The sequence below is a fragment of the Streptomyces coelicoflavus genome, assembly GCF_045041415.1.
In the GTDB taxonomy this organism is placed as follows: Bacteria; Actinomycetota; Actinomycetes; order Streptomycetales; family Streptomycetaceae; genus Streptomyces; species Streptomyces coelicoflavus.
In genome coordinates, this window is record NZ_CP108218.1 from 4,176,922 (window position 1) to 4,198,915 (window position 21,994).

19 protein-coding genes and 1 tRNA gene are annotated in these 21,994 nt (G+C 74.1%); 5 read left to right on the forward strand and 15 right to left on the reverse strand.

Translation table 11 applies throughout. The annotated features are described in order from the left end of the window. Positions 1 to 7 precede the first annotated feature (7 nt). The 6 genes from OHA99_RS18430 to pdhA all read right to left on the reverse strand — a co-directional run bounded on the left by OHA99_RS18430 (position 8) and on the right by pdhA (position 7,216). Positions 8 to 1,105 (reverse strand): TrkA family potassium uptake protein, encoded by a 1,098-nt coding sequence (locus OHA99_RS18430; protein WP_153178877.1) that lies wholly within the window; start codon positions 1,103 to 1,105, stop codon positions 8 to 10. Further along, a complete protein-coding gene (locus tag OHA99_RS18435; protein WP_405696789.1) occupies positions 1,102 to 2,463 on the reverse strand; it encodes a molybdopterin molybdotransferase MoeA in 1,362 nt (453 codons plus the stop codon). The genes OHA99_RS18430 and OHA99_RS18435 overlap by 4 nt, the downstream gene beginning before the upstream one ends. Beyond that, positions 2,463 to 3,494, reverse strand: coding sequence for an NTP transferase domain-containing protein (locus OHA99_RS18440; protein WP_194279999.1), 1,032 nt, complete (start codon positions 3,492 to 3,494; stop codon positions 2,463 to 2,465). Before OHA99_RS18440 ends, OHA99_RS18435 begins: the two co-directional genes overlap by 1 nt. Positions 3,495 to 3,597: 103 nt before the next feature. Then, on the reverse strand, positions 3,598 to 5,058 hold the full coding sequence (locus OHA99_RS18445) for a dihydrolipoamide acetyltransferase family protein (protein WP_153178879.1): 1,461 nt from the start codon (positions 5,056 to 5,058) through the stop codon (positions 3,598 to 3,600). Next, positions 5,058 to 6,062 (reverse strand): alpha-ketoacid dehydrogenase subunit beta, encoded by a 1,005-nt coding sequence (locus OHA99_RS18450; RefSeq protein WP_405696791.1) that lies wholly within the window; start codon positions 6,060 to 6,062, stop codon positions 5,058 to 5,060. Before OHA99_RS18450 ends, OHA99_RS18445 begins: the two co-directional genes overlap by 1 nt. After that, positions 6,059 to 7,216, reverse strand: a complete 1,158-nt coding sequence (gene pdhA, locus OHA99_RS18455; RefSeq protein ID WP_164139847.1) for a pyruvate dehydrogenase (acetyl-transferring) E1 component subunit alpha — start codon at positions 7,214 to 7,216, stop codon at positions 6,059 to 6,061. Before pdhA ends, OHA99_RS18450 begins: the two co-directional genes overlap by 4 nt. 190 nt (positions 7,217 to 7,406) lie before the next feature. Between pdhA and OHA99_RS18460 the strand changes: the two genes are divergently transcribed. Continuing rightward, on the forward strand, positions 7,407 to 7,910 hold the full coding sequence (locus OHA99_RS18460; protein ID WP_153178882.1) for an Lrp/AsnC family transcriptional regulator: 504 nt from the start codon (positions 7,407 to 7,409) through the stop codon (positions 7,908 to 7,910). Between the two features lie 36 nt (positions 7,911 to 7,946). Here OHA99_RS18460 and OHA99_RS18465 read toward each other — a convergent pair whose 3' ends face one another. Both OHA99_RS18465 and OHA99_RS18470 read right to left on the reverse strand, forming a co-directional pair. Continuing rightward, the gene (locus tag OHA99_RS18465) at positions 7,947 to 8,549 is read right to left on the reverse strand and encodes a TetR/AcrR family transcriptional regulator (RefSeq protein WP_007451469.1); all 603 of its coding nucleotides are present in this window, start codon (positions 8,547 to 8,549) and stop codon (positions 7,947 to 7,949) included. Further along, on the reverse strand, positions 8,546 to 10,063 hold the full coding sequence (locus OHA99_RS18470; RefSeq protein WP_405696794.1) for a 3-hydroxyacyl-CoA dehydrogenase: 1,518 nt from the start codon (positions 10,061 to 10,063) through the stop codon (positions 8,546 to 8,548). The genes OHA99_RS18465 and OHA99_RS18470 overlap by 4 nt, the downstream gene beginning before the upstream one ends. A gap of 191 nt (positions 10,064 to 10,254) precedes the next feature. Between OHA99_RS18470 and paaN the strand changes: the two genes are divergently transcribed. Next, on the forward strand, positions 10,255 to 11,946 hold the full coding sequence (paaN, locus tag OHA99_RS18475; RefSeq protein ID WP_405696796.1) for a phenylacetic acid degradation protein PaaN: 1,692 nt from the start codon (positions 10,255 to 10,257) through the stop codon (positions 11,944 to 11,946). A 10-nt stretch (positions 11,947 to 11,956) separates the two neighbouring features. On the opposite strand, the gene OHA99_RS18480 is transcribed toward paaN, so the two are convergent. The 6 genes from OHA99_RS18480 to OHA99_RS18505 form a co-directional block, all read right to left on the reverse strand. Further along, complete coding sequence (locus OHA99_RS18480; RefSeq protein ID WP_381584509.1) at positions 11,957 to 12,727, reverse strand: TrmH family RNA methyltransferase; 771 nt, start codon at positions 12,725 to 12,727, stop codon at positions 11,957 to 11,959. After that, the gene (locus OHA99_RS18485) at positions 12,724 to 14,070 is read right to left on the reverse strand and encodes an HTTM domain-containing protein (RefSeq protein ID WP_153178887.1); all 1,347 of its coding nucleotides are present in this window, start codon (positions 14,068 to 14,070) and stop codon (positions 12,724 to 12,726) included. Before OHA99_RS18485 ends, OHA99_RS18480 begins: the two co-directional genes overlap by 4 nt. Further along, on the reverse strand, positions 14,067 to 15,170 hold the full coding sequence (locus OHA99_RS18490) for a DUF5819 family protein (RefSeq protein ID WP_405696798.1): 1,104 nt from the start codon (positions 15,168 to 15,170) through the stop codon (positions 14,067 to 14,069). Before OHA99_RS18490 ends, OHA99_RS18485 begins: the two co-directional genes overlap by 4 nt. A gap of 417 nt (positions 15,171 to 15,587) precedes the next feature. After that, on the reverse strand, positions 15,588 to 15,917 hold the full coding sequence (locus tag OHA99_RS18495; RefSeq protein ID WP_153181858.1) for a rhodanese-like domain-containing protein: 330 nt from the start codon (positions 15,915 to 15,917) through the stop codon (positions 15,588 to 15,590). A gap of 49 nt (positions 15,918 to 15,966) precedes the next feature. Beyond that, positions 15,967 to 16,779, reverse strand: coding sequence for a hypothetical protein (locus OHA99_RS18500; protein ID WP_153178888.1), 813 nt, complete (start codon positions 16,777 to 16,779; stop codon positions 15,967 to 15,969). A gap of 59 nt (positions 16,780 to 16,838) precedes the next feature. Next, complete coding sequence (locus tag OHA99_RS18505; protein ID WP_405696800.1) at positions 16,839 to 18,368, reverse strand: DUF2252 domain-containing protein; 1,530 nt, start codon at positions 18,366 to 18,368, stop codon at positions 16,839 to 16,841. A 468-nt stretch (positions 18,369 to 18,836) separates the two neighbouring features. On the opposite strand from OHA99_RS18505, the gene OHA99_RS18510 reads away from it, so the two are divergent. Continuing rightward, positions 18,837 to 19,721 (forward strand): carbohydrate-binding protein, encoded by an 885-nt coding sequence (locus OHA99_RS18510; protein ID WP_405696803.1) that lies wholly within the window; start codon positions 18,837 to 18,839, stop codon positions 19,719 to 19,721. 136 nt (positions 19,722 to 19,857) lie between these two features. On the opposite strand, the gene OHA99_RS18515 is transcribed toward OHA99_RS18510, so the two are convergent. After that, positions 19,858 to 19,944: transfer RNA gene (locus tag OHA99_RS18515), tRNA-Leu, on the reverse strand. A 562-nt stretch (positions 19,945 to 20,506) separates the two neighbouring features. Here OHA99_RS18515 and fhaA point away from each other — a divergent pair. Next, positions 20,507 to 21,379: an antibiotic biosynthesis regulator FhaA gene (gene fhaA / locus OHA99_RS18520; RefSeq protein WP_366472376.1), complete on the forward strand. Its 873-nt coding sequence runs from the start codon at positions 20,507 to 20,509 to the stop codon at positions 21,377 to 21,379. Between the two features lie 10 nt (positions 21,380 to 21,389). Next, positions 21,390 to 21,908 (forward strand): antibiotic biosynthesis regulator FhaB, encoded by a 519-nt coding sequence (gene fhaB, locus OHA99_RS18525; RefSeq protein WP_007453402.1) that lies wholly within the window; start codon positions 21,390 to 21,392, stop codon positions 21,906 to 21,908. Positions 21,909 to 21,994 lie beyond the last annotated feature (86 nt).

A 21,994-nucleotide genomic window follows, 5' to 3' on the forward strand; every position in this document is an offset into this window, starting at 1 on the left:
GGGCGGCTCAGTCGCGGGGCAGCGGACGGGTGTCGGGCGCCACGTGGGTGGCCGGTGTCGCCCGTACGATCGTGATCAGGCGGTCCGTCAGCTCCAGGCCGCCGACGGCGGGATCGTCGTAGCCCAGGACCCGGTGCCCGCGCAGCACGCTCACCACCAGGTCCTCCATCTCCCGCGGATTCCTGCCCACCTCGGCCTTTATGACGGGCCGTTCGATGAGGTCGAGTCCGCTGCCCTGGCTGATCAGGTCCTCCATGACCATGCCCGCTGCGGGGCTGAGCACGGAGAGCCCGAGCAGCCGGCCGGCGGCGCTGGCGCTGGTGATCACGGCATCGGCGCCGGACTGCTTCAGCAGCGGCGCGTTCTCCTCCTCGCGGACCGCGACCACGATCTTCGCGCCCCGGTTGAGCTGCCGGGCCGTCAGTGTGACCAGCACCGCCGTGTCGTCGCGCTGGGTGGCGATGATGATCTGCTTCGCCCGGTACAGCTCGGCGCGGTTGAGCACGTCGCTGCGGGTCGCGTCGCCGATCACGCCCGCGTAGCCGTGGGCCGTCGCGGCCTCGATGGCCTTTCCGCTGGGGTCGACCACGACCACCTGGTCCTTGCGCAGCCCGGTCGCGCAGACGGTCTGGATCGCCGACCGTCCCTTGGTTCCGAAGCCGACGACGACGGTGTGATCGCGCAAGGCGGACCTCCAGCGGTTCAGGCGCCACTCCTCCCGAGTGCGCTCGGTGAGGGCTTCCAGCGTGGTGCCGACCAGGATGATCAGGAACAGCACGCGCAGGGGCGTGATGACGAAGATGTTGGTCAGCCGGGCCGAGTCGCTGACGGGCGTGATGTCGCCGTACCCGGTGGTGGAGAGGGTGACGGTGGCGTAGTAGAAGGAGTCGAGGAGGTCGACGGACTGGTCGGAGTTGTCGGTGTAGCCGTCACGGTCGACGTACACGACGAAGGCCGTCACCACGAGGACCACCAGCGCGACGGACAGCCGCTTGGCGACCTGGCGGAACGGGTGCTCCACCAGCTTCCTGGGGAGTTTCACCTTGTGGGTCACCAGGTGCTCGTCCGCCTGGCGGGCGATCGCGTCCTGGCCCGGAAGTTTCACGTGAAACACACCCCGATCCCGCCGCTCGCCCAGGGCAGGTCGAGCAATTCGGCCTCCTGGCCCGACCGCGCTCCGCCCGGGGGTACGACCGCCAGCGCGTCGGCTGCCGCGATGCCGCGCAGCATCGCCGGACCGTTGTAGCGGAGCGGCACGGCGCCCTCGCCGCGCAGCACGACCGGCACGAGCCGGGTGTCGTACGGGTGCCCGTGCACCGCGTCCCGCAGCGGAAGCATGTACGGCTCGGGCGCCGGGCGGGCGGCGAGGGTACGCAGCAGCGGCTCGGCGAGGGTGAGCAGCCCGGAAACGGCGGCGAGGGGATTGCCGGGCAGCCCGACGAGGTGCTGGTCGTCCTTGAGACGGGCCAGCAGCATGGGGTGGCCGGGGCGTACCTCGACGCCGTCCACGAGGAGTTCGGCGCCGATCCGGCGCAGGGTGGGGTGGACATGGTCGACGGGGCCCGCGGCGGTACCGCCGGTGGTGACGATCAGGTCGGCGTCGGAGGTCGTGACGGCGTGGTGCAGGGCCTCGGCGTCGTCGCCGATCCGACGGACGGTGCGGACCTCGGCGCCCAGCGCGCGCAGCCACGGCGGCAGCATCGGGCCGAGCGCGTCCCGGATGAGGCCGTCGTGCGGGAGGCCCTCGGTGAGCAGTTCGTCGCCGAGGACGAGGACGTCGACGCGGGGGCGGGGGACCGCGGTGAGGGTGTCGTATCCGGCGGCCGCCGCGAGCCCGAGGACCGCCGGGGTGGCGAGGGTGCCGACGGGCAGCAACTGGTCGCCGCTGCGGCACTCCTGACCGCGCGGGCGGATGTCCTGGCCGTGGACGACCTCGCGGGTGGGGTGCAGCCGGCCGCGTTCGTCGGTGCGGCCGTGCTCGCTGCGCAGTACGGCGGTGGTGTCCGGGGGGATCCGTGCGCCGGTGGCGATACGGACGGCCTCGCCGTCGGTGAGGCGCCCGGGTTCCGCGTGTCCGGCCAGGACGCCCTCGTCGTGCACCGTCCAGGGGCCCGGTCCCGCGACGGCCCAGCCGTCCATCGCGGAGGTGTCGAAGGACGGCAGGTCGGTGAGGGCGGCCAGGGGTGCGGCCAGGGTGAGGCCGAGGGCCGCGTCGAGGGGCACGGAGACCGGGGTGCGGCCCACGGCACGGGCGGCGGCGCGGGCGGCACGCTCGGCGGTCGTCCGGGCCTCGGGCCAGGGGGTCGCGCGGTGGTGGGAGCCCGCCGGGCCGTGCGAGGCGTGCGCGCCGTGGACGTCGTGGCCGCGGTGGGCGGGGCCGGGCTTCTCCCTCACGAGGGCGAGCGCCTCCTCGACGTCGAGGTCCTCGGGCTCCGCGTCGGCCCGTGTGCCGGGGGAGGTCATCACGCGTCCGGGCGGGTGTCGGGCGTGGCGTCCGGGGCCACGTCGGGCTTCCCCCGCTCGGGGGCGGGCCCGGCGTCGGCGCTCTCCTCCGCCCAGCGCAGGGCGAGGGCCGCGGCCTTGCGGGCGGTCTCGGCGACGGCCTCGGGGCCTCCCTGCGCCCGCCCGGCCGCGTATCCGACGAGGAAGGTGGTCAGCGGGGCCGCCGGCCTGGCCACCCCGTGTGCGGCGTCGCGTGCGAGATCGAGCAGGAGCTTGGTGTCGACGTCCAGGTCGATGCCCAACTCGGCCTTGGCTGCGGAAATCCATTCATCCAACACGTGACCATGCTCCCTGATGCGTGCCCTTGCGGTGGCGATGTCGTCCCAGGTGTCGCAGTCGAAGGAGGCGACGGCGTCCGGGAGGCGAGTGAGGCGCAGAGCGCCGGTCAGGCGGCGCAGCGGCAGCCCGGTCAGGTGTGCCCCGCCCGCCGGTGCGCCGCGGTCGGCGCGGTCCCGTGCGAGGGCGGTCAGTTCGCGGCGCAGCGCCGAGGCGCGGTAGGCGGCGACGAGCGGCTGGTCGCGGCCGTCGGCGTCGGTGAGCAGCACCCCGTCGGCGTCACCCGCGGCGAGGGCGGACAGCAGCCGCCCCACGGTCGGTCCGGCCAGGAACGGCAGGTCGGCGGAGACCACGAGGACGTGCTCCGCCGCGGTGTGCCGCAGTCCGGCGGCGAGGGCGGCGAGCGGTCCGCCGCCGGGCGGGTCCTCGCGCGCCCAGGTCACGGGGCGCGCGGTGGGCCGGACGTCGGCGACGACGACGGTGGTCCGGGCCCCGGCGCAGGCGGCGAGCACCCGGTCGAGGAGGGGGCGGCCGCCCACCCGCAGACCGGGCTTGTCCGCGCCCCCGAGCCGCCGGGCGGCCCCGCCGGCGAGCACGACGGCGTCGTACCCGGCGGGGCCGGAACCCGGCGCGGGGTCCCGGCCCGGCACGGCACCGGCACCCGGCGCGGAGTCACTGCCGGCACCTGTGGCGCCGGCGGGTTCATACGCGGTCACCCCCCGAGTATGGGGCCCGGCGCGATCACAGGGAACGCAGGGGAGCCCGCGCGGTCGGAGTGCGCGCGGACACCCCGTCGGCCCGGGGGTGCCGTCGCCCCTGTCACAGGGTCCGCAGCAGCACCGCCGGCTGTTCCACGCAGTCCGCCACGTACCGCAGGAATCCGCCCGCCGTGCCGCCGTCGCACACCCGGTGGTCGAAGGTGAGCGACAGCTGCACGACCTGACGCACCGCCAACTCGCCCTCGTGCACCCACGGCTTGGGAACGATGCGGCCGACGCCGAGCATGGCCGCCTCGGGGTGGTTGATGATCGGCGTGGAGCCGTCGACGCCGAACACGCCGTAGTTGTTCAGCGTGAAGGTGCCGCCCGTCAGTTCACCCGGAGTCAGCCGGCCCGCGCGGCCCGCCTCGGTCAGCCGGGCGAACTCCGCGGTGAGCGACTCGGCGTCCCGCGCGTGCGCGTCCCGGACGACCGGCACGACGAGACCGCGGTCCGTCTGCGCGGCGAAGCCGAGGTGGACACCGTCGAGCCGGACGATCTCCCGGGCCTCCGTGTCGACCGTCGAGTTCAGCTCCGGGAAGCGGGCCAGGGCGGCCGTGCAGATCCGGGCCAGCAGGGCGACCAGGGAGATCTTCGGCCCGCCGGAGGCGTTCATCGCGGTACGCGCGCGCATCAGCTCGGTCGCGTCGGCGTCCACCCAGCAGGTGGCGTCCGGGATCTCGCGCCGGCTGCGGGAGAGCTTGTCGGCGACGGCGCCGCGCACGCCCTTGAGGGGGACGCGGGTGCCGTCGGACGAGGTGGCCGCTCCCGCCGCGGTCGCGGCCACCGGCACCCCGCCCGTCCCGGCCTCCCTGCCTGCCGTACGGCCGCCCTGCGCGGCGGCGGCCCGCAGCGCGTATTCCACGTCCGCCCGCAGGATCAGCCCGTCCGGGCCGGAACCGGCCAGCTCGCGCAGGTCCAGGTCGTGCTGCCGGGCCAGCCTGCGCACCAGCGGGGAGATGACCGGGACCGGTCCGTCCACCGGCTCGGCGGTCCGGACGGCCGGCCCGGACGGCTGCCCGGCGTCGCGGACCCGGCCGTTCGCCCGCCCGGACGCACCGGTGGCGACCCGGCGCTCGGGCCGCACCCTGCGCCGCCGCGCGGGCGCCTCGGAGGTGCCGTACCCGACCAGGACGTTGCCGGAGCCCTCCGGCTTCTTCTCCGCGGCGGGCGGTCCGGCGGCCGCGGCCTCGTCGGTACCGGCCGCCGAACCGGGTCCGGCGCCGGTACCGGACGCACGCGCCGGTCCGTCCGCGGCCGTCGCGCCCACCGCCACGGTGACGAGCGGCGCCCCGACGGGCAGTTCCGTGCCCTCCTCGCCGAAGCGGGCGGTGACCACACCGCCGTACGGGCAGGGCACCTCGACCATCGCCTTGGCCGTCTCGACCTCGACGACCGGCTGGTCGACGGCGACCACGTCGCCGACCTCGACCAGCCAGCGCACGATCTCCGCCTCGGTGAGCCCCTCACCGAGGTCGGGGAGCTTGAACTCCATGCTGCGACCGTCAGAAGCGTGTGCCATCAGCTTTCGGCCTCCCACTGCAGGCGCCCCACGGCGTCCAGGATGCGGTCCACACCGGGCAGGTGGTGGCGCTCCAGCATCGGCGGCGGATACGGGATGTCGAACCCGGCCACACGCAGCACCGGCGCCTCCAGGTGGTGGAAGCAGCGCTCCGTGACCCGGGCCGCGATCTCCCCGCCCGGGCCCCCGAAGGAACCCGACTCGTGGACGACGACCGCGCGTCCCGTCCGCCGCACCGAGGCGCACACCGTCTCGTCGTCGAACGGCACCAGGGAGCGCAGATCGACGACTTCGAGGTCCCAGCCCTCGGCCCGGGCCGCCTCGGCCGCCTCCATGCAGACGGCCAGCGACGGCCCGTACGTGATGAGCGTGGCGCTCCGGCCGAAGCGCCGCACCACCGCGCGGCCCATGGGCTCAACGGTCGCCGGCTCCTCGGGGTTCCAGGAGTCCTTCGACCAGTACAGCCGCTTGGGCTCCAGGAAGACCACCGGGTCGTCGGAGGCGATGGACTCGCGCAGCAGCCCGTAGGCGTCGGCGACGGTCGCGGGGGTGACGACATGGAGCCCCGGAGTCGCCATGTAGTACGCCTCGGACGAGTCGCTGTGGTGCTCGACGCCGCCGATGCCGCCGCCGTAGGGGACGCGGATGGTCAGCGGCAGGGGCATCTTGCCGCGCGTGCGGTTGCGCATCTTGGTGACATGGCTGACGACCTGCTCGAACGCCGGGTAGGCGAAGGCGTCGAACTGCATCTCGACGACCGGGCGCAGCCCGTACATCGCCATGCCGACGGCGGTGCCGAGGATGCCCGCCTCGGCGAGCGGGGTGTCCGTGCAGCGGTCCTCGCCGAACTCCGCGGCGAGCCCGTCGGTGACGCGGAACACGCCGCCGAGGGTGCCCACGTCCTCGCCGAGGACGTGCACGCCCGGGTCGGCGGCCATGGCGTCGCGCAGCGCGCGGGTGAGGGCCTGCGCCATGGTGGCCGGCTTGACGGCGACGGTGGTCATCGGTGTCCGCCTTCCTGGGGGCCGGACTCGGCCTCGGACTCGGCCGCCAGCTCCGCGCGCAGCTGGTCCCGCTGCTCGCGCAGCTGCGGCGTGGGCTCGGCGTAGACGTGGGCGAACAGGTCCAGAGGGTTCAGCTCCGGGTCCTCGTTCATACGGGCGCGCAGGTCGGCGGCCATGGTCTCGGCGTCCTCGCGGGCGGCGCGGACGCCGTCCTCGTCGAGCAGGCCGCGCTCGGTCAGCTCCCGCTCCAGCAGCTCGACCGGGTCGTGGCGGCGCCAGGTCTCCACCTCGGCGTCGCCCCGGTAGCGCGTGGCGTCGTCGGCGTTGGTGTGCGCGTCGACGCGGTACGTCACCGCCTCCACCAGGGTGGGCCCGCCGCCCGTGCGCGCGCGGCGTACGGCGTCGGACAGGACCTCGTGCACCGCGGCGGCGTCGTTGCCGTCGACCAGGCGGCCGGGCATCCCGTAGCCGACGGCCTTGTGTGCCAGCGACGGGGCGGCGGTCTGCTTGTCGAGCGGGACGGAGATCGCGAAGCCGTTGTTCTGCACGAGGAAGACGACCGGCGCCTGCCAGACGGCGGCGAAGTTCAGCGCCTCGTGGAAGTCGCCCTCGCTGGTGCCGCCGTCGCCGACCATGGCCAGGGCGACCACGTCGTCGCCCTTCAGGCGGGCGGCGTGGGCGAGACCGACGGCGTGCGGCAGCTGGGTGGCCAGCGGCGTGGACAGCGGGGCGACCCGGTGCTCGTAGGGGTCGTAGCCGGTGTGCCAGTCGCCGCGCAGCAGGGTGAGCGCCTCGACAGGGTCGACGCCGCGCGCGACGACCGCGAGGGTGTCGCGGTAGCTGGGGAAGAGCCAGTCCCGCTCCTCGAGGGCCAGCGCGGCGGCGATCTCGCACGCCTCCTGGCCGGTGCTGGACGGGTAGACGGCCAGCCGGCCCTGCTTGGTCAGCGCGGTGGCCTGCGCGTTGTAGCGACGGCCGCGCACCAGCCGGGCGTACAGCGTGCGCAGCAGCTCGGGGTCGGCGCGGTCCGCGGCCTTCGTGCCGAGAACGCGGTACGGCTCCGCGTCCGGCAGCAGGGGCGCGGGGTCGGTACGGGGCTGCCAGGCGGGCGGCGGTGTGGGCCGGTACGCGCCCCGCTGCTCCATGACCGTCATGACGGCACCTCCTCGTGGGAGACGGCTCTGGGCTCGCCACGGGTGTGACGGGCCTCACCTACCGATTGTTCGGTCGCTGGCACATTTTGGCTACAGGCGGCCCCAGGCTGTGGACAAACGGTTCTCCACAGCCTGAGATGGACGCAGGACGTCCATCAGGGGAAGGCGGGGGCACGTGGCATCTGAACAAATGGCCGATCGCCCCGGGGAGGGCGGCGGCACGGACGAGGCGGCCACCCCGCCGCCCCCGCGCCCGCTGGACGCCATCGACCAGGACATCCTGCGCATGCTCCAGGCGGACGGCCGCGCCTCCATACGGTCGGTCGCGGAGCGGGTGCACGTCTCGCGCGCGAACGCCTACGCCCGCATCAACCGGCTCGTCGAGGACGGCGTCATCCGCGGTTTCGGGGCCCGCGTCGACCACGAACGCGCCGGGCACGGCACCTCGGCGTACATCACCCTGAAGATCGTCCAGAACTCCTGGCGCACGGTCCGGGCCGAGCTGCGGAAGCTGCCCGGGGCCTCGCACATCGCGCTGGTGGGCGGCGACTTCGACGTGCTGCTGCTGGTGCACACCCCGGACAACCGGGCCCTGCGCGAGCTGGTGCTCAGCCGCCTCCAGGCCATCCCGGAGGTGCTCAGCACCCGCACGCTGCTGGTCTTCGAGACCGAGGACCTCGAACCGCAGGGCTGACCGGCGGCGGGGCCGGTCCCACCCGTCCCGGGCCGCTCAGGACGCCTTGCGCAGCCCGCCGAACACCAGCCGCGCCACCGCGTCGACCACCTCGCGCTCGCCGGCGCCGGCCCGGCCGTCCGGCACGTCGGGGCGGTACCACTCGACGATCGAGTTGATCATGCCGAAGACCAGGCGGGTCGCGAGCCGCACCTCCACGTCCGCGCGCACGTCCCCCTCCGCGGCCGCGTCCTTGAGCAGGGCGGCGACCCGGTGGTCGAACTCGCGCCGCCGCTCCAGCGCCCACCGCTCGGTGCCGGTGTTGCCGCGCACCCGCAGCAGCAGCGTCACGTAGGGCAGCTCCGCCATGAGCACCTCGACCATGCGCCGCACGACGTACTCCAGGCGCTCGGCGGCGGACCCCTCGCGCGCGTGCTCCTCGTCGAGGATCCCGAAGAGCTCGTCCAGGGCCCGGCTCACGGCCCGGCGCAGCAGCTCCTCCTTGCCCGTGACGTGGTGGTATATCGACGACTTGGAGATCCCCGCCGCCTTGGACAGATGCTCCATGGAGGTGCCGTCGTAGCCGCGCTCGATGAAGACCTGCACGGCGACCGACAGCAGCGTCTCGGGCGTGTACGTGTCGCGCTTGGCGGTGGTCATGAGGGGGTGCCCTCCCGGGCCTCGGCGGCGTTGGCGTGACGGCGGAGCGCGAGGGACGGCGCCCAGCGCCCTGACGGTTCCCACTCGTGCGCCTGGACGAGCAGGTAGTACGCCCAGGTGTCACCGAGCCGGCGGCTCCATTCGAACGGGCCGAGGGGGTAGTTCACACCCAGCCGCATCGCCGTGTCGACGTCCTCCGGGGTGGCCACGCCCCTGGCCACGGCGTCGAACGCCAGGTCGATGATCCGGGCGACGGTCCGGGCCACGATCATGCCGGGGACGTCGCCGACGACGCTGACCTCCTTGCCGAGCGCCTGGAACAGGCCGGTGGCCTCGGACAGGAGGCCCGGACGGACCTCTTCGGACGCGGACAGGGCGATCCGGGTGGCCGCGCGGTAGTCGAGGGCGAGGTCGAAGTGGACGACGTCCTTCGACCCGAGCGGCTCACCGTCGGTGAGGCGCAGCGTGCCCCCGCCGGGCAGGACGAGCCTTCCCCCGTCGCCGTACCCGTCCTTTGGACGCACCTCCACGCCCGCCTCGCGGATCAGCCCGACCAGTCCGGCCGCCGGGCCCAGGTCGCCCTCGACGACGACGTACGCGGGCGCATCGGCCGGTTCGGCGGTGTGCGGCCGGGGGCGCTCGGCGCCGTCCCGGTAGTCGTACCAGCCCTGTCCGCTCTTGCGGCCCAGCCTGCCGGACTCGACCAGGCGGCGCTGGGCCAGCGACGGGGTGAAGCGGACGTCCTGGAAGAACGCCTGCCACACGGAGTGCGTGACGGACTCGTTGACGTCCTGCCCGATGAGGTCGGTCAGCTCGAAGGCGCCCATCCTGAAGCCGCCGGACTCGCGCAGCACGGCGTCGATCGTGGCCGGGTCCGCGCCCTGGTTCTCGAAGACCGCGAGGGCCTCGGCGTAGAAGGGCCGGGCGATGCGGTTGACGACGAAACCGGGGGTGTCGGCGCAGGCGACCGGGGTCTTGCCCCAGGCGCGGGCCGTCTCGTACGCGCGCGTGGCCGACGCCGGGTCGGTGGCGAACCCGGAGACCACCTCCACCAGCGGGAGCAGCGGCGCGGGGTTGAAGAAGTGCAGCCCGACGAAACGGCCGGGCTCGCGCAGGGCGCCGCCGACGGCGGTGACGGACAGGGACGAGGTGTTGGTGGCGAGCAGGCAGTCGTCGCCGACGACGTCCTCCAGGGCGCGGAACAGCTCCTGCTTGACGTCGAGGCGCTCGACGACCGCCTCGACGACGAGCCCGCATCCGGCGAGGCCCGCGAGGCTCTCGGCGGGCGTGAGCCGGGCCCGGGCGGCGTCCCGTTCGGCACCGGTGAGACGGTCCTTCTCGACGAGCCGGTCGAGCCGGGCGCCGATCGCGTCGGCCGCTTCCCGGGCCCGCCCGGGAGCGGCGTCGTACAGCCGCACGGGATGGCCCGCGACCAGCGCCACCTGGGCGATGCCCTGGCCCATGGTGCCGGTGCCGACGACGGCCACGGGGCTGCTGAGGTCGAGTGCTGTCATGTGCGCGATCCTCCCGCACGGCGTTTTCCACAGATGCGGCGGACCCCCTTGTCCCGACCGATCGTTCGGTTACTCTAGCCGTGTCCGCCTGTTTCTGCCCAGGTTTCCCCCAGGTCCACGGACTCGACAGACCGTCGACGAAGCGTCGGCGACGCGTCGGGAGCCCGTGAGAGACGAGGAGTTGGTCCCGCATGGCCGCCGAACTCACCGCACACCAGCTGATCGCCCAGCACCGGCCGACCCTGGACCTGGCGCTGGAGACGATCCGCACGCGCGCGTACTGGTCCCCCCACCCCGAGCACCCCAAGGCCTACGGGGAGAACGGCAGCCTGGACATGGCGGCGGGCAAGGCCGCCTTCGACGCCCTGTCCGGCACCCGCATCGACCTCGGCCAGCCCGGCACCGACGGCTGGGTGGGCGGCGAGGTCTCCCCGTACGGGATCGAGCTGGGCGTCGAGTACCCGCACGCGGACCTCGACGTGCTGCTGCCCGCCATGAAGGCCGGCCAGAAGGCGTGGCGGGACGCGGGCGCGGAGCTGCGCGCGACGGTCTGCCTGGAGATCCTGCGGCGGATCGCCGACCGGACGATGGAGTTCGCGCAGGCGGTCATGCACACCTCCGGCCAGGCCTTCATGATGGCCTTCCAGGCCGGCGGCCCGCACGCCCAGGACCGCGGCATGGAGGCCGTGGCCTACGCGTACGTGGAGCAGTCCCGCACCCCCGACACGGCGGAGTGGACCAAGCCCCAGGGCAAGCGCGACCCGCTCGCGCTCACCAAGCGCTTCACGCCCGTCCCGCGCGGCATCGGCCTGGTCATCGGCTGCAACACCTTCCCGACGTGGAACGGCTACCCGGGCCTGTTCGCCTCCCTCGCCACCGGCAACGCGGTCCTGGTCAAGCCCCACCCCCGCGCGGTGCTGCCGCTCGCCCTCACCGTCCAGGTCGCCCGCGAGGTCCTCACCGAGGCCGGCTTCGACCCGAACCTGGTCGCGCTGGCCGCCGAGCGGCCCGGCGAGGGCATCGCCAAGACCCTGGCGACCCGCCCCGAGATCCGCATCGTCGACTACACCGGCTCCACCGCCTTCGGCGACTGGCTGGAGGCCAACGCCCGCCAGGCCCAGGTGTACACGGAGAAGGCCGGCGTCAACACGGTGATCGTGGAGTCGACCGACGACTACAAGGGCATGCTCGGCAACCTGGCCTTCTCCCTGTCCCTGTACAGCGGCCAGATGTGCACCACCCCGCAGAACCTGCTGATCCCCCGCGACGGCATCCGCACCGACCAGGGCGACAAGTCCTACGACGAGGTCACCGCCGACCTGGCCCGCGCCGTCGACGGCCTCCTCGGCGACGACGCCCGCGCGAACGCCCTGCTGGGCGCGATCGTCAACCCGGACGTCAAGGCCCGCCTGGAGGCCGCCGCCGGGCTCGGCGAGGTCGCCCTCGCCTCCCGCGAGGTGACCAACCCCGACTTCCCGGACGCCGTCGTGCGCACCCCGGTGATCGTCAAGCTGGACGGTGCCAAGCCCGAGGACGAGGCCGCGTACACCAGCGAGTGCTTCGGCCCGGTCTCCTTCGCCGTCGCCGTCGACTCCGCCGGCCACGCGGTGGAGCTGCTGCGCCGCAGCGTCCGCGAGAAGGGCGCGATGACGGTGGGCGCGTACACCACCGACCCGGAGGTCGAGGAGGCCGTGCAGGAGGCCTGCCTGGACGAGGCCGCCCAGCTCTCCCTCAACCTCACCGGCGGGGTGTACGTCAACCAGACGGCCGCCTTCTCCGACTTCCACGGCTCGGGCGGCAACCCGGCGGCCAACGCGGCCCTGTGCGACGGCGCCTTCGTGGCCAACCGCTTCCGGGTGGTGGAGGTCCGCCGCCAGGCCTGAGACAGGGGCCCTAAGGCACCCGCGGTGCGCCCCCTGTGGCGCTCCAGTGGTACAGCGTCATGGCCACACTGGTCGCGAGGTTGTAGCTGGAGACCTGGGGGCGCATCGGCAGCGCCACCAGGTGGTCGGCCCGGGCCCGCAGCTCCGGCGAGAGCCCGCTGCGCTCGGAGCCGAACGCGAGCAGCGCGTCGTCCGGCAGCTTCAGCCCCCGGATGTCCTCGCCCTCCGGGTCCAGCGCGAACACCGGGCCCGGCGGCAGCCCGGCCACCTCCAGCCGCTCCACGACGGTCGCGAAGTGCAGCCCCGCCCCGCCGCGCACCACCGTGGGGTGCCAGGGGTCGAGCGTGCCGGTGGTGACCACACCGGGCGCCCCGAAACCGGCGGCCAGCCGGATCACCGCGCCCGCGTTTCCGAGGTTGCGCGGCTGGTCGAGGACCACGACGGGGGCCCGTCGGGGCGTGTGCGCCAGCGTGTCCAGCCCGGCCGCCCGCGAGGGCCGTACGGCCAGGGCCGCCACCGCCGTGGGGTGCGGTCGCGCGACGACCGACGCGTACGCCTCCCGCGACACCTCGGTCAGCAGCCCCGCCAGCTCCCCGCGCACGTCCGGCGCCAGCTCGTCGGCGAGGGCCAGGGCGCCCGCCCGGTCACTGGTGACGGCCACCGGCACCTCCGCCCCGAAGCGCAGCGCGTGCTTGAGGGCGTGGAAACCGTCCAGCAGCACACACCGGCCGGCGTGCAGGTGCCAGGCGGCCGGCGGGCCGGGAGCGACGGGGTCGGTCATGTGCGGAAGCCTACGTGCGTGGGGCCGGGGTCCTTCCCGTCCACCGCGCCCGCTCCGGCCGCACCCGCTCCGGCCGCCGCAGCTCCCTCGCCTCCCCGGGTCCGGGGCCCGGGCACCGTCGCCGTACGACCGTCCCCGCCTCCGCCCCAGTGCCCGTGCCCTTGCCCGGCTCCGTCCGCCGCGCCCGCGCACACCGCCGGGAACCTCCGGCCCGGCAACCGGCCGCGCAGACGGGCCACCCAGCCGCCCAGCCGGCGCAGGAACGAGGTCGGCAGGAAGACCGCGTCGGCGGCGATCATCGCCAGCGAGAAGAACGGCAGTCCCAGCGTCACGGCGATCACCGCGTGCTCGAGCATCATCACGGCCAGGAGCACGTTCTTGACCCGCCGGTTGAACAGCGCGAACGGGAAGGCGACCTGCACGGCGACCGTCCCGTACGTGATGAGCATGACCATCGTGCCGTTGGCGGCCAGCGCGTCGGACAGCGCGGGCCACGGCGAGAAGTAGTCCAGGTGCAGCGGGTAGTAGACGGCCGTGCCGTCCTGCCAGCGCGAACCCTGGATCTTGTACCAGCCGGCCGTCGCGTAGATCAGACACGCCTCGGCCATGATCACGACCAGCGCGCCGTTGTGCACGATGTTGGCGACCACGTCCAGCAGGATCCGCGGTTGGCTGCCCTCCCCGCCCCGCCCCACGAGCCACCACAGGCCCAGCGAGACCCACACCGCCCACAGCAGCGCCGGCACGAACCAGTCGCCGTCGAGGAGGCCCCCCGCCGTCACCGCCACCAGCGCGAACCCGAGGACGCACCACAGCACCGGCCCGGCCCGGTCCACGACCCGCACGCCGCGCGCGCGTGCCGCCGCCGCACGCCGGGCGCGGCGCGCGTCCAGCGACCACACCTGGCCGCACCGGGTGAGGACCAGGTAGATACTCATCAGGTGCACGACGTTGTCGCCGCCGTCCCCCATGAACACGCTGCGGTTCTGAAGCGAGAGCACGCCGACCATGAACAGCACGGACATGGTGCGGGTGCGCCAGCCCAGCAGGAGCAGCACGCTGCTCAGGACGGCCAGCGCGTAGACGATCTCGAACCAGGTCCGCCCGTCCGACCACATCAGCGCCGTGAAGGCGCCGTTGTCCGCGATCAACTGCTGGGCGAGGTCGTGGCCCCAGGGGCTGTCCGGGCCGTACAGCTCGTTGCGGTGAGGCAGTTCGCGCAGCAGGAAGAGCAGCCAGGTGGCGCTGAAGCCGACGCGGACCACGGCGGTCTGGTACGGGCCGAGCGCGGCGCCCGTGACGCGGGCGATGGAGCGGGAGACCGAGAGGACGATGCCGTTCACGCGGCGCCCCCTTCCTTCCCGGTGCTCCCGGCCTTCCCGGCGCTTCCGGCCCTCCCGGCCGCCGTGTCCGCCGTGTCCTCGGTTTCCGGGGACACGGACCACCAGGGCAGCTCGCGGACGACCGGCCGGGCGGAGACCTTCTCGCCGCTCCACGAGGGCGGCTTCACGTTCGTGGTCCGGGAACGGTACTGGACGCGCTCGACCACACCGCCGGGTCCGGCGGCGTCGTTGCGGTCCAGGCGCAGCAGCGCGATGCGCCGCAGATACGTCTCGGAGAGGGAGCCCCGCAGGCCCACCGGGCGGTCCTCGGAGTCGTGGGTCGCCACGAAGAAGTCCCAGGCGCGGCGCAGTTCGTTCTGCTGGGTGTGGCTCGGCAGCGGATTGCCGTCGATGGCCCGGCCGTCCTCGGCGGACAGGTCGTACCAGCCGGTCGTCCGTATCCCGCCGTCCGCCGTACCGATCTCGGCGCGGACCTGGACGGAGACGTTCTGCTGGAGCGGGTTGGGCGCGAAGAGCTTCCAGTTCTGCTCGAACTCCGGGAAGACCCACTCGTCCACCGCGGCGCCGTGCTGCTTGGTGAGCGTGTTGGACGGGGCCACGTGCAGGAACACCAGGCCCAGGTGGGCGCAGACGGCGACCGCGACCACCGCGAGGGCGACCACGGCACCGATCTGGTAGCGCGGGGAGAGCGCGGCGACGCCGGTACGGGCCTCGGGGCGCCGGACGGAAGGCACGGCGCCGGTTTCCCCGCAGCCGGCGCCCACGGCTCCCACCTCATCCTCCGGAGTCTCGGCGACTCCGTCAGTCCCGGCAGCCCCACCAGTCCCGGCAACTCCGGAGGTCCCGGCAACCCCGGAGGTCCCGGCAACCTCAGAGGTCCCGGCAGTCCTGGAGGTCATGGCGGTCTCAGCAGCTCCGCCCGTCCCGGCCTCTTCCACGGCCCCCGCCGCCTCCTCCGGAGCCTCGGCGGTCCCGGCAGCCCCGGCAGCCCCGTCAGTCCCGGCAACACCGGCGGACCCGGCGGCCCCGTCGGCCCCGTCAGCCCCAGCAGCACCAGCAGCACCAGCAGCACCAGCAGCACCAGCAGCACCAGAGATCATGGCGGTCTCAGCAGCTCCGGCCACCCCAGCCGGCCCGCCGGCCTCAGTGGCCCCGGCCGACCCGCCCGACCCGCCGGTCTCAACAGCTCCGGCCGACCCGGCCTCAGTGGCCCCGGTCGGCCCGCCGGTCTCCTCCGCGTCCGCTTCGCCGTCCGGCCGGTCCGGTCCGTCCGGCTCGTTCTGCTCCGGACGGGCGTCCGAGCCCTTGTCGTACGCGTCCATTCCGCCCCGTTCGGTCCCGATCCGTCCATGCGCCCGTCCCGTCACGGGACGCCCAGCGCCACCCGTGCGGCTGCTCGGCGACGTTCGCACGGAGACGGTACTCAGGACCGGCCGCCCGCACAGCCCCCGGCGGACCGGCCACACCGTGGCCGTCACCACATCGGAACGGGGCGGCCCGGAGCCGGCGGGAACGGTCTACAGCACGTGTCCGGGCTCACCCTTGTCGTCGACCACGGGATGCCCGGCCGCGGCCCACTCCTGCATGCCGCCGTCGACGTTCACCGCGTCGACGCCCTGCTGGACCAGGTACATGGTGACCTGCGCCGAACGGCCCCCGACGCGGCAGAGCACGTGCACCCGGCCGTCCTGGGGCGCGGCCTCGGCCAGCTCGCCGTAGCGGGCCACGAACTCGCTGAGGGGGATGTGCAGCGCCCCGGCGGCATGACCCGCCTGCCACTCGTCGTCCTCGCGGACGTCCAGCAGGAAGTCGCCGTCCTTGAGGTCGCCGACACCGATCGTGGGCACACCAGCTCCGAAACTCATGCCCCAGACGCTACCGGAGCCGCCCCGGGGCTCAGTCCCGCGCGAGCCCCGCCAGCTCCGCCTCCCGTTCGCGCACCTGGGTGGCCAGCTGTTCGGCGATCTCGTCGAGGAGCCGGTCGGGGTCGTCCGGGGCCAGCCTGAGCATCGCGCCGATCGCGCTCTCCTCCAGCTCCTTGGCGAGCAGGGTGAGCATCTCCTTGCGCCGGTCCAGCCATTCGAGCCGGACGTACAGCTCCTCACCCCGGCTCGGGCGCCGCTCGGGCACCGGGCCCGCGGCCCACTCCTCGGCCAGCTCGCGCAGTTCCGTCACGTCACCGCGGGCGTAGGCGGCGTTGACGCGGGTGATGAACTCCTCGCGCCGGACCCGCTCCGCCTCCTCCTGCGCCAGGTCGGGGTGGGCCTTGCGGGCCAGCTCGCGGTACAGCTTGCGGGCCTCCTCGCTGGGCCTGACCCGCTGCGGGGGCCGCACCGCCTGGTCCGTGAGCATCGCGGTCGCCTCCGGGAACAGCCCGTCCCCGTCCATCCAGCCGTTCAGCAGCTCCTCGACCCCGGGAATCGGCATCAGCCGGGCCCGCGCCTCGTCGGCCCGGCGCCGGTCCCCCTCGTCGCCCGTACGGGCCGCCGTGGCCTCCAGGATCTGCGCCTCCAGCTCCTCGAGCCGGGCGTACACCGGTCCGAGCCGCTGCTCGTGGAGCCGCGAGAAGTTCTCGACCTCCACACGGAAGGTCTCCAGGGCGATCTCGTACTCGATGAGTGCCTGCTCGGCGGCCCGTACGGCCTGTTCCAGCCGTTCCTCGGGACGCGGCGCACCCTCCTGCTCGGGCTCAGCTTCCGGCGTCGTCACCCGACCAGCCTAGGGCCTGCGGGCAGGGAGAGCCGCCCACGCGGCCCCCGCCGCTCCCGTCACACCCCCAGCTCCGCCGCGACCCGCCCCGTGCGCACCGCGGACACGAGCTCCGCGTGGTCCGCCTCGGTGCGGTCGGCGTAGGCGACGGCGAAGGCGGCGACGGCCTCGTCCAGCTCGCCGTTCTTGCCGCAGTAGCCGGCGATCACCCGCGGGTCGGCGCTGTGCGCGTGGGCCCGGGCCAGCAGGGCGCCGGTCATGCGGCCGTAGTCGTCCAGCTGGTCGGCGGCCAGCGCCGCGGGGTCGACGCTGCCCTTGCGGTTGCGGAACTGCCGTACCTGGAAGGGCCGTCCGTCGACCGAGGTCCAGCCCAGCAGGATGTCGCTCACCACCTGCATCCGCTTCTGGCCCAGGACCACCCGGCGGCCCTCGTGCGCGGCCTCGGGCGCCTCGAAACCGGCGGCCGCCAGGTGGGGCAGCAGCGCGGAGGGCCGGGCCTCCTTGACCTGGAGCACGAGCGGTTCGCCCCGGTGGTCCAGGAGCAGTACGACGTACGACCGCGTGCCGACACTGCCGGTGCCGACGACCCGGAAGGCCACGTCGTGCACCGCGTACCGGGCCAGCAGCGGCAGCCGGTCCTCGGAGAGCGTGCCCAGGTACGCCTCCAGGGCGCCGGCGACCGCCGCCGCCTCGGCGTCCGTCACCCGGCGCAGCACCGGCGCCGCGTCCACGAAGCGCCGCCCGCCGTCCTCGGTGGACTCGGTCGACTTCGCGGCGAAGCGCCCGCTGGTGTTGGCCCGCGCCTTCTCGGAGACCCGCTCGAGGGTGCCGAGCAGGTCGTGGGCGTCGGTGTGGGAGACCAGTTCCTCGTCGGCGATGGCGTTCCAGGCGTCCAGCGCGGGGAGCCTCGCCAGCAGCCGCATGGTGCGCCGGTAGGCGCCGGTCGCGTCGTGGGCGGCCTCGCGGCAGGTGTCCTCGTCGGCGCCGGCCTCCCGGCCCGCGAGCACGAGCGAGGCGGCGAGCCGCTTGAGGTCCCACTCCCAGGGGCCGTGGACGGTCTCGTCGAAGTCGTTCAGGTCGATGACCAGGCCGCCGCGGGCGTCGCCGTAGAGGCCGAAGTTGGCGGCGTGCGCGTCACCGCAGATCTGGGCGCCGATCCCGGTCACCGGCGTGCGTGCCAGGTCGTACGCCATCAGGCCCGCCGACCCGCGCAGGAAGGCGAACGGCGTGGCCGCCATCCGCCCGGCGCGTATCGGGGCGAGCCCCGGTATCCGGCCGCGGCCGGACTCCTCGACCGCGCTCACCGCGTCCGGCCGGGCGGCGTCCGCGTCGAACGCGGCGTGTGCGGACCGCGGGACGCGCGTGCGCAGCGCCTTGCCCTCCGCCTTGGGGGAACCGGCCGCGGGCCACCGCGCGAACCCCGGGACGACCGGCAACCGCCCGCGCCGGGCCGCATCCCCGGCCCCTCGCGCCCCGTCCGCGCCCCCGGCCTCGGCCGTGTCCCCGCCCCCGCGCGCCGACGGCACCACCCCGGCCACCGCCGCCGCGCCCGCCGCCTCCGTGCCCGCCCCCGCCGTCGCCCCGCTCATCCCGGCCACCCTCCGCGTATTCGTCCGTACCTGTGCGTCGTGCCTGTGCGCCGTACCTGTGCGTCGTACCTGTGCGTCGAGCCCGCCATCCGCCGAGCCCCCGCGCCCCATCGGTGCCCGGGGCGTCGCCGTGCCCGCTGTCCGCCGCGCCAGGTGGTCGCACGTCCTGCCCACCGAGCGCCGCCCCCCGCCCTGGCGCGCCACGACCGTACCCCCAGCCGCACCGCCCGTACACGGGCCCCGGCCCGCCGCCCGCATAACGCCGGGCAGGGGGCGAAACAGGAGGTGCCGGAGGCCCCCGCGGCGCGCCTACCGTGGCCAGCGATCACCACGGAGCGCGTCCGCCGAAGCAACCACTGCAGCCTGCCCCGCGCCGGCGGGCGCGCTCCCTGTCCCCGACGTCCCGGATGTCGCACGTCCCGTTCAGCTTCCCCAGGGACCACTCACCGAGGAGACCGAGGAACCGCCATGACCTCCGACACCCCCACCACCCCCGACGAGCCCAAGCCCGGCCCCAGGCCCGGACCCGGCCCGGGCTCCGGCGGCGACCGCGGCATCAGCCGCAAGACGCTGCTCAGGGCGGCCGTCGCCGCCGGTGCCGCCGTCCCGCTGCTCGCCACCGGCGGCGTCGCGCTCGCCCGGGACGCCGCCCGCTCCTCCGGCGGGCAGACCCTGACGCCGACCCCCTACTGCGACGACGGCGACGACCTGACGCCCGACCAGATGGAGGGCCCGTACTTCAAGCCGAACTCCCCGCTGCGCACCAGCCTGGTCACGCCCGGCACCCCGGGCACCCCGCTGACCGTCAGCGGCTATGTCTTCGGCCGCAACTGCGTCCCGCTGTCCGGCGTGCTCCTCGACTTCTGGCAGGCCGACGACAACGGCGACTACGACATGGCCGGCTACACCTTCCGCGGCCACCAGTTCAGCGACGCCACCGGCGCCTTCACCCTGAAGACGATCGTCCCCGGCCTCTATCCCGGCCGGACCCGGCACATCCACGTCAAGCTCCAGGCCCCCGGCGAGCCCGTCCTCACCACCCAGCTGTACTTCCCCGGCGAGCCCCGCAACAGCACGGACATGATCTTCGACCCGGCCCTGCTGATGAACGTCCGGGGCGCCGGCGGCGGCAAGGAGGGCACCTTCGACTTCGTCCTGAACGTGGACGGCGACACCGGCCCCACAGACCCGCCCACCGACCCGCCGGGCGGCACCTGGACGAGCGGCCACGCCTACACCTCGGGCGACCGGGTGACGTACGGCGGGCGCTCCTACCGCTGCCTCCAGGCGCACACCTCGATGACCGGCTGGGAGCCGCCGAACGTGCCGGCCCTGTGGCAGCCGGAGTCCTGAGACCTTCCTCACAGCGCACGACCCAGCGCACGCACCCGGCGCACGCACCCGGCGCACGCACCCGGCGCACGCCCACGGGCACCCCCGCCCGGACATGCGGAAGCCCCCCAGGTCCGAGACCTGGGGGGCTTCCGGCTGGTGCGCGAGGGGGGAGTTGAACCCCCACGCCCTTGCGGGCACTGGAACCTGAATCCAGCGCGTCTGCCTATTCCGCCACCCGCGCATTGGGTGTGTCTTCCGGGCTTTTCCTTGCGGTCCGGCGCCTTCCGACACGAGAACATTAGCACGCTGGAGAGGGTCGATTCACATCCCTTTTCCCGGCCGGACCGGGGCGCCCGACCTCCTTCGGGCACTCGTATCGGTCCGTGGCCGTTCACGTATCAACCTCGTACCGGTCCGGCCCGTCTCCCCAGGAGCCGGTAGGGGACCGCGGTCAGGTGCGGGACACTGGTCTGCGGCCGCCTCTACGATCCTGGGCATGAGTACCTGAGGGAGTACATCCCGAAGTGCCCGCGGGAGTTCGAAGGGGAGCCCCGGCGGGAACTCCGAGAGGCGTCGACACCCGTCGACCGGGCCGACAGGGGGAACCAGCCGATCGACCGGCGCGTGGATACGATCAGTAAGCAGTACCAGGTGGGCAGTGCGCGCACGCACCGCACGACGCGGAGCGGCACCGCGCAAGGCAGCGGCAGGCACGACAGCAGTACGCAGCACAGCACTACGCAGGACAGCACTACGCAGCACAGTGGAAGCGGACAGGACGGCAGCGACGGAGGAGGTGCCCCATGGGAGTCCTGAAGAAGTTCGAGCAGCGGCTCGAAGGCCTGGTCAACGGCACCTTCGCAAAGGTCTTCAAGTCCGAGGTGCAGCCCGTGGAGATCGCGGGAGCACTTCAGCGTGAATGCGACAACAACGCGACCATCTGGAACCGCGACCGCACCGTGGTGCCCAACGACTTCATCGTGGAACTGAGCACGCCCGACTTCGAGCGCCTCAGCCCCTACTCCGGACAGCTCGGCGACGAGCTGGCCGGCATGGTCCGCGACTACGCCAAGCAGCAGCGCTACACCTTCATGGGACCGATCAAGGTCCACCTGGAGAAGGCGGACGACCTCGACACCGGCCTGTACCGGGTGCGCAGCCGTACGCTCGCCTCCTCCAGCAGCCACCAGGGCGGCCCGGCCCCCGCCGCGCCCCCGGCGCCCCCCGCACGGCCCGCCGGACCGGCCGGCGGCGGGTACGGCTACCCGCCGGCCGCCCCCGCGGGCGCCCCGCCCATGCCGGCCGCACCGCCGCCCGGCGGCCGCCCCGGCGGCTACGGCTACCCGCAGCCCGCCGGCGGCCAGCAGCCCCCGCCCACGCCCGCCCCCGGCGGACGCACCCGCCACTGGATCGAGATCAACGGCACCCGCCACCAGATCTCCCGCGCCACGCTCGTGATGGGCCGCAGCACCGAGGCCGACGTGCGGATCGACGACCCCGGCGTCTCCCGCCGGCACTGCGAGATCCGGCCCGGGACGCCCACCACGATCCAGGACCTCGGGTCCACCAACGGCATCGTGGTGGACGGACAGCACACCACCCGCGCTACGCTCCGCGACGGCTCACGCGTCGTCGTGGGCAGCACCACCGTTATCTACAGGCAAGCCGAAGGGTGATCCGGGGGCAATGTCAGAGCTGACCCTCACGGTCATGCGGCTGGGCTTTCTCGCCGTACTGTGGCTGTTCGTGATCGTGGCCGTGCAGGTCATCCGCAGCGACCTGTTCGGTACGCGAGTCACCCAGCGCGGCGCGCGGCGCGACGCCGCCCGACCGCAGCAGACCGCCACGCGCCAGGGCCAGGCGCCTCCGCCGCAGCGCCAGCAGCCCAGCGGCGGCCGCGGCCGCCGGGGCGCGCCCACCAAACTGGTCGTGACGGAGGGCACCCTCACCGGCACCACCGTCGCCCTCCAGGGCCAGACCATCACGCTCGGCCGGGCACACGACTCGACGATCGTGCTGGACGACGACTACGCCTCCAGCCGCCATGCCAGGATCTACCCGGACCAGAACGGCCAGTGGATCGTCGAGGACCTGGGCTCCACCAACGGCACCTACCTGGACCGGGCCCGGCTGACGACCCCCACCCCGATTGGCCCCGGGGCGCCGATCCGCATCGGCAAGACCGTCATCGAGCTGCGGAAGTAGTGCTACACCAATGAATGAGCGCGAGCGGAGCGAGCACGCAGCGGTGGCCGGCACCCCGGGCCCCGGCGCGCTCCCGACCGGAGGGT